Origin of the sequence: Dyella sp. (assembly GCF_051954575.1) — a bacterium.
GTDB lineage: Bacteria > Pseudomonadota > Gammaproteobacteria > Xanthomonadales > Rhodanobacteraceae > Dyella_B.
In genome coordinates, this window is record NZ_JBQCHP010000179.1 from 26,284 (window position 1) to 39,293 (window position 13,010).

Annotated in this window: 15 protein-coding genes; 8 read left to right on the top strand and 7 right to left on the bottom strand. The window is 56.7% G+C overall.

Annotated features, from left to right (window positions below; translation table 11 throughout):
• The first annotated feature begins 85 nt into the window (after positions 1–85).
• The gene (locus ACTHNE_RS20675) at positions 86–493 is read left to right on the top strand and encodes a hypothetical protein (protein ID WP_324938877.1); all 408 of its coding nucleotides are present in this window, start codon (positions 86–88) and stop codon (positions 491–493) included.
• Positions 494–497: 4 nt separating this feature from the next.
• Here ACTHNE_RS20675 and ACTHNE_RS20680 read toward each other — a convergent pair whose 3' ends face one another.
• Complete coding sequence (locus ACTHNE_RS20680; protein WP_324938874.1) at positions 498–887, bottom strand: nuclear transport factor 2 family protein; 390 nt, start codon at positions 885–887, stop codon at positions 498–500.
• Between the two features lie 132 nt (positions 888–1,019).
• Positions 1,020–2,045 carry an aldo/keto reductase gene (locus tag ACTHNE_RS20685; protein WP_440270197.1) on the bottom strand — a complete coding sequence of 342 codons (1,026 nt, stop codon included), beginning with the start codon at positions 2,043–2,045 and terminating at the stop codon, positions 1,020–1,022.
• A 207-nt stretch (positions 2,046–2,252) separates the two neighbouring features.
• Between ACTHNE_RS20685 and ACTHNE_RS20690 the strand changes: the two genes are divergently transcribed.
• Both ACTHNE_RS20690 and ACTHNE_RS20695 read left to right on the top strand, forming a co-directional pair.
• Positions 2,253–2,495 (top strand): hypothetical protein, encoded by a 243-nt coding sequence (locus ACTHNE_RS20690; protein WP_324938868.1) that lies wholly within the window; start codon positions 2,253–2,255, stop codon positions 2,493–2,495.
• Positions 2,496–2,695: 200 nt separating this feature from the next.
• Positions 2,696–2,920 (top strand): hypothetical protein, encoded by a 225-nt coding sequence (locus tag ACTHNE_RS20695; protein ID WP_324938864.1) that lies wholly within the window; start codon positions 2,696–2,698, stop codon positions 2,918–2,920.
• 289 nt (positions 2,921–3,209) lie between these two features.
• Here ACTHNE_RS20695 and ACTHNE_RS20700 read toward each other — a convergent pair whose 3' ends face one another.
• The gene (locus ACTHNE_RS20700; RefSeq protein ID WP_440270198.1) at positions 3,210–3,533 is read right to left on the bottom strand and encodes a ribbon-helix-helix domain-containing protein; all 324 of its coding nucleotides are present in this window, start codon (positions 3,531–3,533) and stop codon (positions 3,210–3,212) included.
• 106 nt (positions 3,534–3,639) lie between these two features.
• Here ACTHNE_RS20700 and ACTHNE_RS20705 point away from each other — a divergent pair, with 106 nt between their 5' ends.
• Both ACTHNE_RS20705 and ACTHNE_RS20710 read left to right on the top strand, forming a co-directional pair.
• The gene (locus tag ACTHNE_RS20705) at positions 3,640–4,698 is read left to right on the top strand and encodes a DNA topoisomerase IB (protein WP_440270199.1); all 1,059 of its coding nucleotides are present in this window, start codon (positions 3,640–3,642) and stop codon (positions 4,696–4,698) included.
• Positions 4,699–4,854: 156 nt separating this feature from the next.
• Positions 4,855–6,681 carry a peptide-N4-asparagine amidase gene (locus tag ACTHNE_RS20710; RefSeq protein ID WP_440270200.1) on the top strand — a complete coding sequence of 609 codons (1,827 nt, stop codon included), beginning with the start codon at positions 4,855–4,857 and terminating at the stop codon, positions 6,679–6,681.
• A gap of 66 nt (positions 6,682–6,747) precedes the next feature.
• On the opposite strand, the gene ACTHNE_RS20715 is transcribed toward ACTHNE_RS20710, so the two are convergent.
• Both ACTHNE_RS20715 and ACTHNE_RS20720 read right to left on the bottom strand, forming a co-directional pair.
• On the bottom strand, positions 6,748–7,485 hold the full coding sequence (locus ACTHNE_RS20715) for a YkgJ family cysteine cluster protein (RefSeq protein ID WP_440270201.1): 738 nt from the start codon (positions 7,483–7,485) through the stop codon (positions 6,748–6,750).
• An 875-nt stretch (positions 7,486–8,360) separates the two neighbouring features.
• Complete coding sequence (locus ACTHNE_RS20720) at positions 8,361–9,161, bottom strand: hypothetical protein (RefSeq protein ID WP_440270202.1); 801 nt, start codon at positions 9,159–9,161, stop codon at positions 8,361–8,363.
• A 129-nt stretch (positions 9,162–9,290) separates the two neighbouring features.
• Here ACTHNE_RS20720 and ACTHNE_RS20725 point away from each other — a divergent pair, with 129 nt between their 5' ends.
• From ACTHNE_RS20725 to ACTHNE_RS20735, 3 genes are all read left to right on the top strand, one after another.
• Positions 9,291–10,262, top strand: a complete 972-nt coding sequence (locus ACTHNE_RS20725; protein ID WP_440270203.1) for a hypothetical protein — start codon at positions 9,291–9,293, stop codon at positions 10,260–10,262.
• Between the two features lie 61 nt (positions 10,263–10,323).
• The gene (locus ACTHNE_RS20730; RefSeq protein ID WP_440270204.1) at positions 10,324–11,391 is read left to right on the top strand and encodes a ParA family protein; all 1,068 of its coding nucleotides are present in this window, start codon (positions 10,324–10,326) and stop codon (positions 11,389–11,391) included.
• Between the two features lie 11 nt (positions 11,392–11,402).
• A complete protein-coding gene (locus ACTHNE_RS20735) occupies positions 11,403–12,095 on the top strand; it encodes a hypothetical protein (protein WP_440270205.1) in 693 nt (230 codons plus the stop codon).
• A gap of 285 nt (positions 12,096–12,380) precedes the next feature.
• Here the strand turns inward: ACTHNE_RS20735 and ACTHNE_RS20740 are convergent, their stop codons facing one another.
• Together ACTHNE_RS20740 and ACTHNE_RS20745 are read right to left on the bottom strand one after the other, a co-directional pair.
• Positions 12,381–12,779: a type II toxin-antitoxin system death-on-curing family toxin gene (locus ACTHNE_RS20740; protein ID WP_440270206.1), complete on the bottom strand. Its 399-nt coding sequence runs from the start codon at positions 12,777–12,779 to the stop codon at positions 12,381–12,383.
• Entirely contained in the window at positions 12,780–12,956 is a 177-nt protein-coding gene (locus tag ACTHNE_RS20745) for a hypothetical protein (RefSeq protein WP_440270207.1), read from the bottom strand.
• Positions 12,957–13,010 lie beyond the last annotated feature (54 nt).

The window sequence follows — 13,010 nt, forward strand, 5'->3', positions numbered from 1 at the left end:
TAAGGCATGCGCCTTGGTGCCTCGTGTTCGCGGAGCATGTGCGGCGCAGGATCAATCGTCATCAGGAAGAAAAAGGGGAGTTTTCATGAACAAGGTGGTTGCGGCCATGGTGGCCGCGATGGTGTTGGCAGGTTGCGCAACCTCGCAGCAGAAAGTGGACCCGGCGACGGTCGCCTCGTTCAAGCCGGGCGTAACGACGATCACGCAGGTCGAATCCGCACTCGGCCAGCCATTCCAGGCAACGCGCATGCCGGACGGCAGCCAGCAGTTGCAGTACGTAAGCAAGTATCAGGAAGTGGCCGGCGACGGTACGCCGACCACCGGCTCGCGCATTCCCAAGCGGGTGGAAAAAACGGTCTCCACGCTGCTGACCTTCGATCCGAGCGGGCATTTCGTCAGCGCATCGTCCAATTCCAAGAGCAAGGACAACCAGTGGCCGAGCGATCTCGGACATCTCAATGGCGGCGACGTGCAGCGCAACGGCGGCGGCTAGCCGGTCATTCCGCCACTAGCGTGCCTTGGTGATAGACGATCTTCCAGCCTTGCGCCGTATGCCGCCATAGCGTGGCGCGGCGCGTGATGCGCGCGCCTTGCCGCAAGGTATAGGTGAGCAGGTAATTGTCCGCAGCGATTTCCCGGCAGTGGAAATCGCTGGTTTGCCAATCGTCTTCCACCGGGTGCCGGTACCGTTCTTCCAATACGTCGAGCACGTACTGGCGGCTGTAGCGGCGGCCGGATGCGCCGACTTCCCAGAAGTCCGGCTCGGTCATGGCCTCGAAATCGGTACGCGTGGTGCCGAGTTCTGGACGATGGAAGATCGGTTCGCGGTCGCGAAGTTGTTCGAGAATGGGCAGCAGCCGGGCTTCGGTGATGAGTTTGGGTTCCATCGGCATCTCGTAGGTCCGGAAAAACGGTCGCATGTAGGTTGGGGTGCAAACCCTAACATCGCCATCTTCATGCGGCCCGATGTTGGGGTTCGCACCCCAACCTACGAGAGTATTCGGTGTTCGGCGAAAATCTTAAACCGGCTGCGGATTGCGCTCGCCAAACCCACGCTGATGCCAATACGGATACGCCGGCGTCACTTCGCTGGCCGCATCCAGTTTGGCGATCTGCTCGGCGCTGAGGTTCCAGCCGATCGCGCCCAGGTTCTGCCGCAGCTGTTCCTCGTTGCGCGCTCCGATCACCACGGTCGACACGGTCGGCCGCTGTAGCAGCCAGTTGAGCGCAATCTGCGGCACGCTCTTGCCGGTTTCCTTGGCGACCTCGTCGATCGCATCGATTACGCGATACAGGTATTCATTGTCCACCTGCGGCCCCATGTCGCCCGTCTTGTGCAGGCGGCTGGTGGCGGGCAGCGGCTGGCTGCGGCGGATCTTGCCGGTCAGGCGTCCCCAGCCCAGCGGGCTCCAAACCACCGCGCCCAGGCCTTGATCCAGGCCGAGCGGCATCAGCTCCCATTCGTAATCGCGTCCGATCAGCGAGTAATAGGTTTGATTGGCGACGTAGCGCGAATAACCGTAGCGATCGGCCACCGCCAGCGACTTCATCAAATGCCAGCCGGAGAAATTGGACACGCCCAGGTAACGAAGCTTGCCGGCGCGCACCATATCGTCCAGCGTGGAAAGCGTCTCCTCCACCGGCGTCATCGCATCGAAGCCATGCAACTGGAACAGGTCGATGTAGTCGGTGCCCAGGCGCTTCAATGCCGCGTCGATCGCATGGATCAGGTGATAGCGAGAGGACCCGACACTGTTGGGCTTGTCGTCGAAACGGAAGGTGGCCTTGGTGGAAATCAGCACTTGGTCGCGGCGGCCCTTGATTGCTTCGCCAAGTATCGATTCGGACGCGCCAGTGGAATAGATGTCCGCCGTGTCGAACATGCTCACGCCCGCATCCAGGCAGATATCCACCAGCCGGCGCGCTTCGGCCACGTCGGTGTTGCCCCAGGCGCTGAAGAACTCACCTTTGCCGCCGAAGGTGGCCGCGCCAAAACTCAGCACCGGCACCTTGAAGCCCGATGCGCCAAGACGTCGAAATTCCATGCATGCATCCTCTGGTCGATGGGGAGGTAACCCATCTACCTTTGTTCGGTGGCGTTCCGATTGCAAGCGCGGGCAGGGCGGTTTGGAGGATCGAGCACGACCTTCGGATGATCGTGTGAAGGCCCTGGAAGCGAACGCACGCGAAAACAGCGCTATAGTTCGGCCCGCTGTGTGCTTATCCCTCACGGACAGACAACGGGAGCATTTATGCCGACCCCATCCAACGCCGATGCCGACATCATCTGCAGCGCCTATGCGGACAAGATCAGGGCGCTGTACGACACCTTCTTCCTCAGCGTGGTGCAGACGCCGGAAAACCCCGGTCCCGCGAAGGATGCATTCGTAAGAGGTGTGATTCTTGCCCGCACCGTGCGGGACATGGCCATCAACGCCTTGCCCAGCGACGGCACGCCGCCGCCCAAACCGTTCGATACCATCACCAGGGCTTGATCTCCACACGCCACCACGCGTGAAGGCCGTGATGGCTGGGACACACAAAGGCCAACGTTACCATCATGGCGATGTGATGCTGCGCACACACCACGTGCCTGGCTGACCGGTTCACCACCAAGCTACACCGCCATCACGATGTGCCAACAGCCGCAACCCCAGAGTGGAGTCGACGCCGCCCTTCGCACCAGGTGGACTCCTTGCAACACTTCTATCTCCGCTATCCGGGGCCACAAGCGCACGACTGTGTGCTCGTTTCGGACGGAAAGCTGCTGCGCTTTCCCTCGCGAACCGACGCGCTCACGTTCGCCTTGCGTTGTTGCTACGAGTACGGGGCGACGGAGGGCGAGCCGGTGATCAATATCGAGGGGAGCGATGGATTGTGGCGGTCGTTTGATTGTCGGTTGTTGCCGCTGGCGCATTGATCAATGCGGGGGGCGTGTGCCGTTTCGCACGACAGGTTTGGGCAACAGTCCGACGAGCTAAAGTGCCCCTGACTTAAGCGCGCATGTCGACGCTCGCGAGGATGCGTCCCCTCCCCTGTTTGCAGGGGAGGGCTAGGGTGGGGTGCGAGCGCAGCGAGCGGCAAAACTAAACACCGCCACAAGCTATCTATCACCATGCATTTCTTGCCAACAAAAAACATGGCGAGATTCGGCTGCGTGCTAAAGCCCAAGCAACCCCACCCCGGCGCTCCCGCAGGGGAGGGGGCGATCATGGCAACAGTGAGTTTATCGGCCTAAGTTGGTGCGGTTGGGTATGGCGGTTTATGCGTTTGTCTTCACTTCCCGGTTTTTGCGCTGGGCCGAGCAGTCGAGTGGACACGCTTTCGCAAACCATTGAAGTAGCCTTCATCAGCCACTGACGCAGGTTTGGACTTGCACCTGTCAGCAACAAGTCTCGTAATTGCAAGCGTTCCTGATCTCGACGAATCAGTTCACGCACATATTCACTGCTGGTGCCATAGCCGCGCTCGTTGACCTGATCATCAACGAACGCTTTCAAGCTTTCTGGCAAGGAAATAATCATCGTGCTCATAAACGCAAGCTAGGCCGTTTTGGCAAATTTGGGCAAGGCGAAGCGAACTAAGCCGGTGACGCCCGGTGCACGCACCATTGACCGTCGTTGCCGATACTCGACCACGATGACCAAGCGCAGCAGCCCCGACCCCATTTTGCGCAAAGAGATACGGTCCGTCGGCCTGGTATACGTCAGCGACCTGCAGCCCGGCCTGACGCGTATGCGCCGGGGCAAGGGCTTTGTCTACTACAACCATGCCGGGCGGCGCGTTACGCATCCGCGAGAGCTGGCGCGCATACGCAAGCTGGCGATACCGCCCGCCTATACCAAGGTGTGGATCTGCACTCACCCACGCGGCCATCTGCAAGCCTGTGGGCGCGATGCGCGAGGCCGCAAGCAATACCGTTATCACCCGGATTGGCGACGCCTGCGCGATCACGGCAAGTTCGATCGACTGGTTGCTTTCGGCAAGGCGCTTCCCGGGTTGCGCCGGCGCGTTCGTCGCGACCTGGCCTTGCCGGGGTTGCCGTGCGACAAGGTATTGGCGTTGGTGGTGCGCCTGTTGGACGAAACCTTGATCCGCGTCGGCAACGAAACCTATGCGCGCGAAAATCAAAGCTATGGCCTGACCACGCTGCGCTCCAAGCATCTGCGTCAGGAACGCGGGCGTTTGCATTTTGTGTTCAAGGGCAAGAGCGGCAAGCGGCGCGATGTGTTGCTCGACGACAAGCGCTTGATACGGATCATTCGACGCATGCAGCAACAGCCGGGACAGCAGCTTTTTCAATATCTCGACGATGAAGGCAAACGCCGCGGCATCGATTCGACGATGGTGAACCGTTACCTATGCGAGGCCACCGGCAACGGCGAACAGCACGAGTTCAGCGCAAAGGATTTCCGCACCTGGGGCGGTACGGTGATTGCGGCAGGCATTTTGTGCCGCACGCCGCTGCCTGAAAAGGGCGGTGAAAAGGCGCGGCGTGCCGTGTTGGCCGATGCGATCAAGCAAGTGGCGGAACGGCTGGGCAATACGCCGGCGGTTTGCAAGGCCTCGTATATCGCGCCGCCATTGCTCGATGCTTGGCTGGACGGAAGCCTCAGCCGATACGTGCCTGCATCTGCGGCCGCGCATCGGCGGCAGTTGGAGCACGCGACATTACGCTTCCTGAAAAAGCACATATAGCTGTCCAGCAGACGATGAGACATCCGCTGACGCGTGACACACGGTGTCAGTCATGAGACGCGCAGCTTGCGCTAGCGGCCGAGCTCGACAGGCTGCGCAAATCCTTGACGAACGCGACCCTAACATCCCGCGCGCAGGGGTCAGGGAGGATTCGCTATGAAATGCTTATCGCCTAAAAGCCGCGCTGTTGCGGCCTGTTTGCTCGCCCCCGTCTCCTTCGCATTGATTTTCCAAACGGCACAGGCTCAGTCGCAGATTGGCGCGACAGGTCCGGTGTCAACAGCACCATCGACGGTGCCGGTGCCTGCCGGTAAACCGTGCGAGGTGGATCTGCTGACCATCGCAAACGGCAGCATTTTTGAAGAATATCCAACAGGGTCGACTGAAGGGGATGCCAACTTCGCCTATGCCCCACCTGCCAACTGTCCGGGACCGTGGGCCAAGGTGGTATTGAAGGTATCTGTCCAGGAACAGACTTCCGGCACAGATTCGACCCGGGCTTCCATCCGCCTGGGGGATGTGCAGATCTATGCCGGCACGATGTCGAACCTACCGCCGCCTGGACCCGCCGATTTTCCTTTCTGGGAAGTCGAGCGCGATGTCACCGATTTTTCTTCGCTCTTCACTACCGCGCAAAATGGTGTAGCCAGCCTTGTTGCGGACCAGAGTTACTGGCAAAACTATCAGGGCATCAACACCATCAACATGTGGGCAGAGTTGCTGTTTTATCCTGCCTCCAGCGCAAGCCCGGCGCAGAAAACGCCCGATGCCGTGGTTGGCCTACCTTCGGGCACCAATACGCTCACGCTTCCCCACAATATCGTTCGCGCCTACCTGGATATCTACAATCAGGAGCCGTGGTGGTTCACCTGCGTTCCCGATCAGGAGTTCAATCAGAAAAAACGCCCCTTCGCGAGCGACCTCGCCATCGGCGGCGCTTACAAGTTTGATCACGTGCCAGACGAAGGCTGCGGCGGCGGCAGCCTTGCGGAAATCGGCGTAAGCATCGACGGCACGCCCGCCGGCGTCGCCCCGGTTTTTCCACTGCTGTCACCGATCGACAACTTCGCATTCCTCAATGCGCTCAACGCACCGATCCAGCCGTCGCAGCTGCTCAACTATGCCCCATATCGGGTGGACCTGACGCCGTTTGCAGCGGTTCTCAATCAATCGGGACCGCATACGGTTGCGCTTAGTCGCCCTGACGCCGCCAATCTTTTGGTTTACGAGGACCAGGGATCCAGCCAGGTCAGCGGCGCGGTGCTACTCAATACGCTGGCAAGCTCCAACGGTTCTCCAACAATCACCGATACCCTCCAACCTACCGGTGACAGTCTTTCAGGCCAGGTAACCACCAGCCTGGATCGCGGCTTCGTCATCACCGGCTATGTCAACACGTCGAAGGGCCGCGTGGATGCCAGCGTGGAACAGACCAGCCATTTCCAGAATACGCAGGATTTCTATCTCGATGGACTCACCTTCCCGAACTACCGGGAATATCGTCAGCATCTGCGCCTGGCTAGCCAGACCCTGCAGCATAGCCAGCGGATCAGGGCAGGGGTGGTGTTGAGCGATGACCTGGTCACGGCGTCGTATCCGCTGGATCTGCGTTACGACATGACCGGGCATGTGCTCAATCACGAAGCCTACCCGCTGCAAGGAACGGTCAGCGCAACCCAGCAGCGCAATCTGGATGCGGTACATCTGAAGCACGACGCTGCTCTCTACGCCAGTCAGGTGCGCGACAACTTCGTTTCCACCAACACCTACAACACGGTGACGGGCAAGCACAGCAACTGGCAAAGTCAGGCCGATTATCAATTCATCGACAACCTGGGCAGTTGCTACCAGTCGGCACTTACCGCACTCAACGGTGTAGTGGCTACCGAAGCCACTGGTGTGGGATGTCCGAATGGGCAGAACGCTGTGCTCTGGTTTGCGCATCCGGATGGTTCGCCCGATGGTTTGGGTTGGGCGCATTGATACGTTGATGACTCGTCCAGGGCGCCCGGTCGTGCGCCCTGGATTTGCGTGGCAATCGATCGTTTTCTAAGAATCACCAAGTGGCGGAACGGCTTTTTTCTGGCCAGATTCCCATGACGCAAGCTCCGCGTCGTCATGCAGAATGCTCGCCAGGAACGTATTCATTTCCAGGAACTCCGGTCTTTCATCCGGCTGTACCAGGTGATGGAACGACTTGCGGACCAGATCGTCGAACGGGTAGGCGAACACCACTTCCTCGCCAGCATTCCGGCCCCGCCGGACACGATCCTCGCATGCAGTCATCGAGCATGAGCGATGCGTGCGGCAGTTGACGGGGCGCGCCGTGTAGAGCGTGCACAGGCCTTGTTCGTCCAACAGGCCACATTGCGAACCCGGTCCGGATGTTCCGAGTGAAGGAAGTCGGTGGGCGATCTTTGCCTTTTCAGTCTCGGTGAGTGCGAGCAATTCCCTAGCAACGACGGTTGCTTCTTGCGCGCTGAGAACGATGCGCATATGCGTACAACACATGGCGCATCCGCCATCATCCGGGCATGCCGGCTTGGGATAGCGATGGCTGCCTAGCTCATCCTTGACGATGGTATCGGCGAGGTTGAGTAGGGCAGGGATCTGCTTGGGAAGATTATTGTTGTCTTCGCCGGCATCAATGGCGAAGCGTGCAACGATCTCGTGCGAGCGCTCTTCAAGCAGTGGCCGGTATCGACGCATACCCTCCTCGGATGCGCATCGCTCCTCGAGTACGGCGTTGACGATTTTTGCTGCGAGTTCACGCGACGGTTCTTTCATATGCGATGGATAGCCGATATCTGTCTTCTATTTTTACATTCGTGGCGGATTATGGAAATTGCGGCAGCCAGGGGGGCTTTCCCGATGCAAGCATACGGTCTGCGCAATAATGGTGGCGATACGGTTATGTCCCCTTAGTCATTGATGCCAGGCGGACACCAATGGGCGCACAATATGAACCCACGGGTGCCTGCACTGCAGGTGTGAAGGTCCGCATCACTCGCCAGCGTACGGCCGGAAGATTCGCCCGGCCCAGTGATACGGACATAGCAGCCGGGGTAACGCCCGGTCACCCGTGCCAGGCAAAGGTTTTGCGAGCAATACCCACCTCGTTGTTATCACGCACATCAAGGATGGATCCTGACATATCCCCACGTTTTGCTGCGTGCTTTTTTCCTCAGCAAGGACGCAGCTTCACGCTGGCGTATTGCAAAAAAAGAAACACATCGTCATTCCGGCGAAGGCCGGAATCCATGCTTCGTGCTGGCGATGGATTCCGGCCTTCGCCGGAATGACGGTGCGGTAATAGGAAAAGTTAGGTGCGGGACGGATAATCTGCTGATTTCGCTCAACATGTCGAACGAACACATGGGGATCTCAGGGATGGATCCCTTCGAAAATCGCGGATCGGTTGACACTCTCGTTGGTCTTTGCCGTATTGCCCGCATATGCCGCCATTACCCGCCATGATGTAGCCGCTGCCCGCTACCGTGTTTCTCCGCAGGCACTTCCCGCTCTGGCTGATCTGCCTTTTGAAGGCCAGAGCATCTTGATCACTCCGCGCTGTCTGAGCGGGGCGCTACGATCAATTACGACGTCGATGACCTTGTCGACGACATCAATAGTGATCATTGAAACGCTCCGGACGCCATGCGCTACTTTGTGGCACTGATGCTTTCGTCGAGATAGCTAACAAGAGCCTCCGGCATCCCGCGCACCATTTCGCGGGGAACGTCATCGCTCCGCAGATCAACATACATGTCGATCGCCGCCAGCAGTGCAGCGCGTACCGACATGGCGTCATGCGTTGCCACCGTACGCGCCAATGTTCGGCTTGCCTCATCGCTCAGCAGTTCCATCCGCCGCACACCGCGCTGCGGCCGGCCCATCCGCCTATGCAACATCGGACCAAGCACTTGTTCGCGAAAGAAGGCCAGAATCCCGAGGGCCTCGAACAACTCGCCGCGCATAAGCTTGGTGGCCCCATAGTGAAGCCACACCCAGGCCCGTTGCTCAAACCATTCCGGCGCGAGGTTTGGCCATGCGATAGCGGCAGCATCAAGCCGTGCCTGGATGTGTTCGGGATCGCGTGCGAATAGCACGGCCGGGCGTTCGATAAGACTGCCCATGTCCGCCGACCTCACGAACTTCAGATCGACATGGATCAGGGATGGCCCATACAGGCAGATCAGCAACCTGGGCTCACCGACGTGCTCCCCGGTGAAAGCCGCCAGCAAGTCGCCTACTCGCTGAGCGAAATCATGCCGTGATGCCATGACTTCCGAGTATTTGTCGTCTTCGACGACGACCACAAAGTCCAGGTCGGAGTGCTGATCAAAGCCACCGTGGATATACGAGCCGCCGGCCAGCAGGGCATTAAGTCGCGTGTCTCGTACAACCTCGGCGCGAACTCTTTTCAGAAAATCGGTATGCAATGGAGGGATTGTGCTGGGCATTTTCGTTTCTCCAAGCCAGCAGCTCAGGTTACGAGAACAGGAAACGGGCGCACAAGGCCCAGGGGGATGCAAGCATGTGCTCATCCAGGTCGGCGGGTGCGATCCGATCTCGCACGCGCCCGGCCATCCGTGGCCCAGGTATCAGGGGCGACCATTGACGCCTGGGCAGCTTGTCGCGATGCTCTGGCAAACAGGGGCGGCGCGAGCACCCCGGCGGAAACCAGTCAGGTTCCGGAAAAAGGGGCAACGATGGCTAGTCGGCTTGGACGGTACAAAGGGGCGGCGCTGCTGCTTTTTATCGTTTTGCTGGTCGCGATCGGAATCTTCGGCGCGCCGGCACGCTATTCCGCGGCGGTATCTGCCGCCCTCACTATTGGTCAACTGCTCTTGATGGGCGGTGCGGCGCTGACGCTGGTGCTTCCTGCGTGGCGCTCTGGTAGCGAGTATCGGCGAAGCGTGGCGATCGCCGGCATACTGCTGATCGTGCCCTGGGCGCTGTTGACACTGATGCCCGGCTACGGCCCGCCGTTCGCCGCCAACCTGGCGATGAACCATGTGCGATTCATCATCCTGTTCGTCTCGACCGCTTTCCTCGGCGCGGGGCTGCTGGTGCTCAACGCGCCGCTGACACGCGGCGAGACCGGCGACCGGCTCGCCCCGCTGGGGCAGGCCAGCGGCCTGCTCGCGGTCGGCTGCCAACTGATCTGGGCGGCCATCCTGATCGGCTGGACCATGTCGGAGGCGCACAAGCCAGCGAACTACTTGCCCTTGTACGGCACGCCGCTCGGCAATACCTCGGATGTGTTGCTCTTCTTCGCCGGGTTGATGACCTACGTGGCGACCGCGTTGTATGCGTTGTCCTTCATGCGTCGTGGCTGGCTTCCCCGGATCGCCGCATGGGTCATGGCGATCATTGCCGCCATCGCTGTCGTCGGGTTGGTGGCGCGCGGATTGCAGTATCCCGATCTTTCAGAGCAGTGGTTCACCATGCCGGGAATGATCGTAGGCATTCCGGCGATTCCCTGGGTAATGCCGTACGTGCTGGGTGTGGTCGCGCTGGTTCATGCGGCGAAAGAAGAGGGTAGCGACGTGCGTTTTTGATGTTGGCGATTAAAGGGCTGCAGGTGGTTAAGTACGTTTAGTAAACTTGTAAAGGAAGAGAATGAAATTTATAACCTTATACAACCACAAGGGTGGTGTATCGAAAACTACATCGACATTTAACTTGGCAACCTATATTGCTGATGTAGGGAAAAAGGTGTTGATGGTCGATGCTGATCCTCAATGCAATTTGACTGAAATTGCATTGGCCTCTGTCATAAGCGAAATGGACGAGGCTGCAGCAAATTCAAGCAAAACTACCGCTTCAATTGAAGAGCTTCCTGGCACAAGCGTCTTGGATGCTTTGAACCAGAGAATTCAGGGTGACGCTGCGTTTATAGATTTAAACAAGGTCAAAACTCATAAAGTCAAAGAGCGACTTTACTTGCTTCGGGGCTCTGTAGATTTAAGTTCTATCGAAGACGATTTGGCTGAAGCGCATGTGCAACGGAATAGCCTTCGCACGAATTTGATGAGAACTTATGTCGCAATAGGAGATTTTTTAACAAGACTCGCAGAAAAAGAAGAATACGATTATGTATTTATTGATGTTGGTCCAAGTTCAGGGGCTTTGACTAGAGCCTTCTTTCTCGTTTGTGATGGTTTTTTTCTTCCTGTTGCTCCCGATAGGTTTAATGTCCAGGCGGTTGGGACGCTGTCAAAAATAGTTAATCGTTGGATGGCTGAGCACGCCCAGGTGAGAGAGCAATATAAAGAACTGGGATTGCCGATAAGGCAAGGTACGCCTGCATTTCTTGGCGCAATAGTTCAAGCTTTCAAATTATATGCTGGGCGGGCAAAGCCTGGTTATAAACTATGGATGGGGCGCCTGCCAAAGGAAATTTCATCAACTTTAAAAGTTGTCATGAAGGATCATGAGGATGATAATAATTTGTATCTTCCATCTTCAAAAAAAGCAATTATTGCAGAAATTCCCGATTTTAATCAGCTGGCACCATTAATGCAGGAGGTTGGTAAGGCTGTTTTTAATATCAGTAGACAGGATACAGCGCTGATTACCGATAGTGGTCAGCCTTGGGCTGGGAACAATTGGACGCAGGCCGAAGAAAGGATAAAGACATATAAGAAATTATTTGAGGCTATTTATAATATTTCTGAAGGCCTATAATTATGCCTGACATGACTGCGGAGGTTAATTTAAGGCAGCACTATGTTGCTTTTCTTGATGTCCTCGGTTTTAAGGAGATGGTTGAGGAGGATATACGGAATCAAAAGGAGCATTACTTAACAAGATTATTTGCTTGCCACCAAGGCGCTGCTATGGTTTTTCGAGAAAAGCCAAGTTGCACAATCACACAGTTTTCTGACTCTATAGTTGTGGCTCTTCCTTATGATGCGTCCGATTTTCAATGGTTTGTAAGAAAGATCGCTGATTATCAACGCCTTTTATTGGATGAAGGTTTTCTTTGCCGCGGAGGGATTGCAGTTAATAAGCATTTTTCGAATGGAACATTCACCTTTAGTGCCGGTCTTATTCAAGCGTATAAGGTGGAAAGTAAGCTTGCTAAATATCCGCGCGTTGTCGTTTCGCCGGAAGTTTTGGAGCTGATATACGCAGATAGAAAAGATGTGCCACCCTCTCTTGTCTTGGAGGACGACGGTTTATTATTTGTTGATTATCTAGGCTTAACAAAAGAAAAAAGAAAAAAAGGATTGCAAAAAAAAATTCTAGAGATGATGTCAGGCTTATCTTCTCACCAGGACCCGTCTGTAAGAGAAAAAGCGATTTGGTTAGCTGCATATTCGGATTCTGCGCTAGCTACGTCGCATGCGAAACCAAGATTCTTTGGAGGAAGTGTTCGGCGTCGGTAGCGCGATTTTGACGGCTGTCAATTGTGGAAAGCAACGGTTACAGTGGTTCACCTTTTCCGCTGCCAAAATAACGGTTCCGGGTTCACTTATTGTGGGCGCGGGCGCTGACGATCCAATATGATTGACGGGCTCGACAATAAAAAACGCCCGGCGATCTCTCGCCGGGCGTTTCACGTCATTGGTAGAGGTGGCGCGGGCGAACCCTCGTCCGAAGGCGCTTGACGCACGGTACTGCATGCTTGCTTACTGTTGATTTCTTCATGGGCGCGAAGAATCGATTTAAACTCAGCGCGATGGTTGACCAGACTGGGATGTCAACCAAATCGTACCCATGTATTCAGCAAGCTCACCTTGATCTATGGTGCCGTAGGCAACGTCGACCATGATTTCCTCAAGATCGGCGAGTTCCTCAATGACGATCCCTTCCATCGCCAGATAGGTCAGAGCGCAGGCAAGCCCCGTTCGCTTGTTCCCGTCGTTGAACACGTGGCCGCGAGCGATAGCTATTGCATAGGCGGCAGCAATACCGAAAATATCATTGAGGCCGGCATAAAAGACGTGATTTTCAACGCGGTGGATGGCGGCTTCTACGCCTCCTCGGCCGCCGCTGGCAAATCCTGGAAGGCCCCCATATTTGGCTAGAATTTCGTCATGGATCGTAATCACATAATCGAGGTCCAGCATTCATCGATCCTTCAATGCCTTTAGGACCTTATCGTGAGTGGCCATTACTTTCCGGGCCGTCTGTACGACCTGCCTCTTTTCCTCGGGCGTAGAGACCTTCACATCTTTTTTCGGGTGAATAATCGGGCGCGGTTTCAGCTCTACGCCGTGCAGTACCTTTTTCTGTTTGCCGGTCATGATGCACCTGCTGTGGAATTTACACGTGTCGAATCATAAGCCTTTCCAAGATAC

Bases quoted from the DNA above. Each gene is read 5' to 3' on its own strand.
- ACTHNE_RS20690 (WP_324938868.1), top strand. From the start codon at position 2,253: ATGCCGACCCCATCCAACGCCGATGCCGACATCATCTGCAGCGCCTAT.
- ACTHNE_RS20735 (WP_440270205.1), top strand. From the start codon at position 11,403: ATGACTGCGGAGGTTAATTTAAGGCAGCACTATGTTGCTTTTCTTGAT.
- ACTHNE_RS20710 (WP_440270200.1), top strand. From the start codon at position 4,855: ATGAAATGCTTATCGCCTAAAAGCCGCGCTGTTGCGGCCTGTTTGCTC.
- ACTHNE_RS20680 (WP_324938874.1), bottom strand. From the start codon at position 887: ATGGAACCCAAACTCATCACCGAAGCCCGGCTGCTGCCCATTCTCGAA.
- ACTHNE_RS20705 (WP_440270199.1), top strand. From the start codon at position 3,640: ATGACCAAGCGCAGCAGCCCCGACCCCATTTTGCGCAAAGAGATACGG.
- ACTHNE_RS20675 (WP_324938877.1), top strand. From the start codon at position 86: ATGAACAAGGTGGTTGCGGCCATGGTGGCCGCGATGGTGTTGGCAGGT.
- ACTHNE_RS20720 (WP_440270202.1), bottom strand. From the start codon at position 9,161: ATGCCCAGCACAATCCCTCCATTGCATACCGATTTTCTGAAAAGAGTT.
- ACTHNE_RS20715 (WP_440270201.1), bottom strand. From the start codon at position 7,485: ATGAAAGAACCGTCGCGTGAACTCGCAGCAAAAATCGTCAACGCCGTA.
- ACTHNE_RS20730 (WP_440270204.1), top strand. From the start codon at position 10,324: ATGAAATTTATAACCTTATACAACCACAAGGGTGGTGTATCGAAAACT.
- ACTHNE_RS20700 (WP_440270198.1), bottom strand. From the start codon at position 3,533: ATGAGCACGATGATTATTTCCTTGCCAGAAAGCTTGAAAGCGTTCGTT.
- ACTHNE_RS20740 (WP_440270206.1), bottom strand. From the start codon at position 12,779: ATGCTGGACCTCGATTATGTGATTACGATCCATGACGAAATTCTAGCC.
- ACTHNE_RS20745 (WP_440270207.1), bottom strand. From the start codon at position 12,956: ATGACCGGCAAACAGAAAAAGGTACTGCACGGCGTAGAGCTGAAACCG.
- ACTHNE_RS20685 (WP_440270197.1), bottom strand. From the start codon at position 2,045: ATGGAATTTCGACGTCTTGGCGCATCGGGCTTCAAGGTGCCGGTGCTG.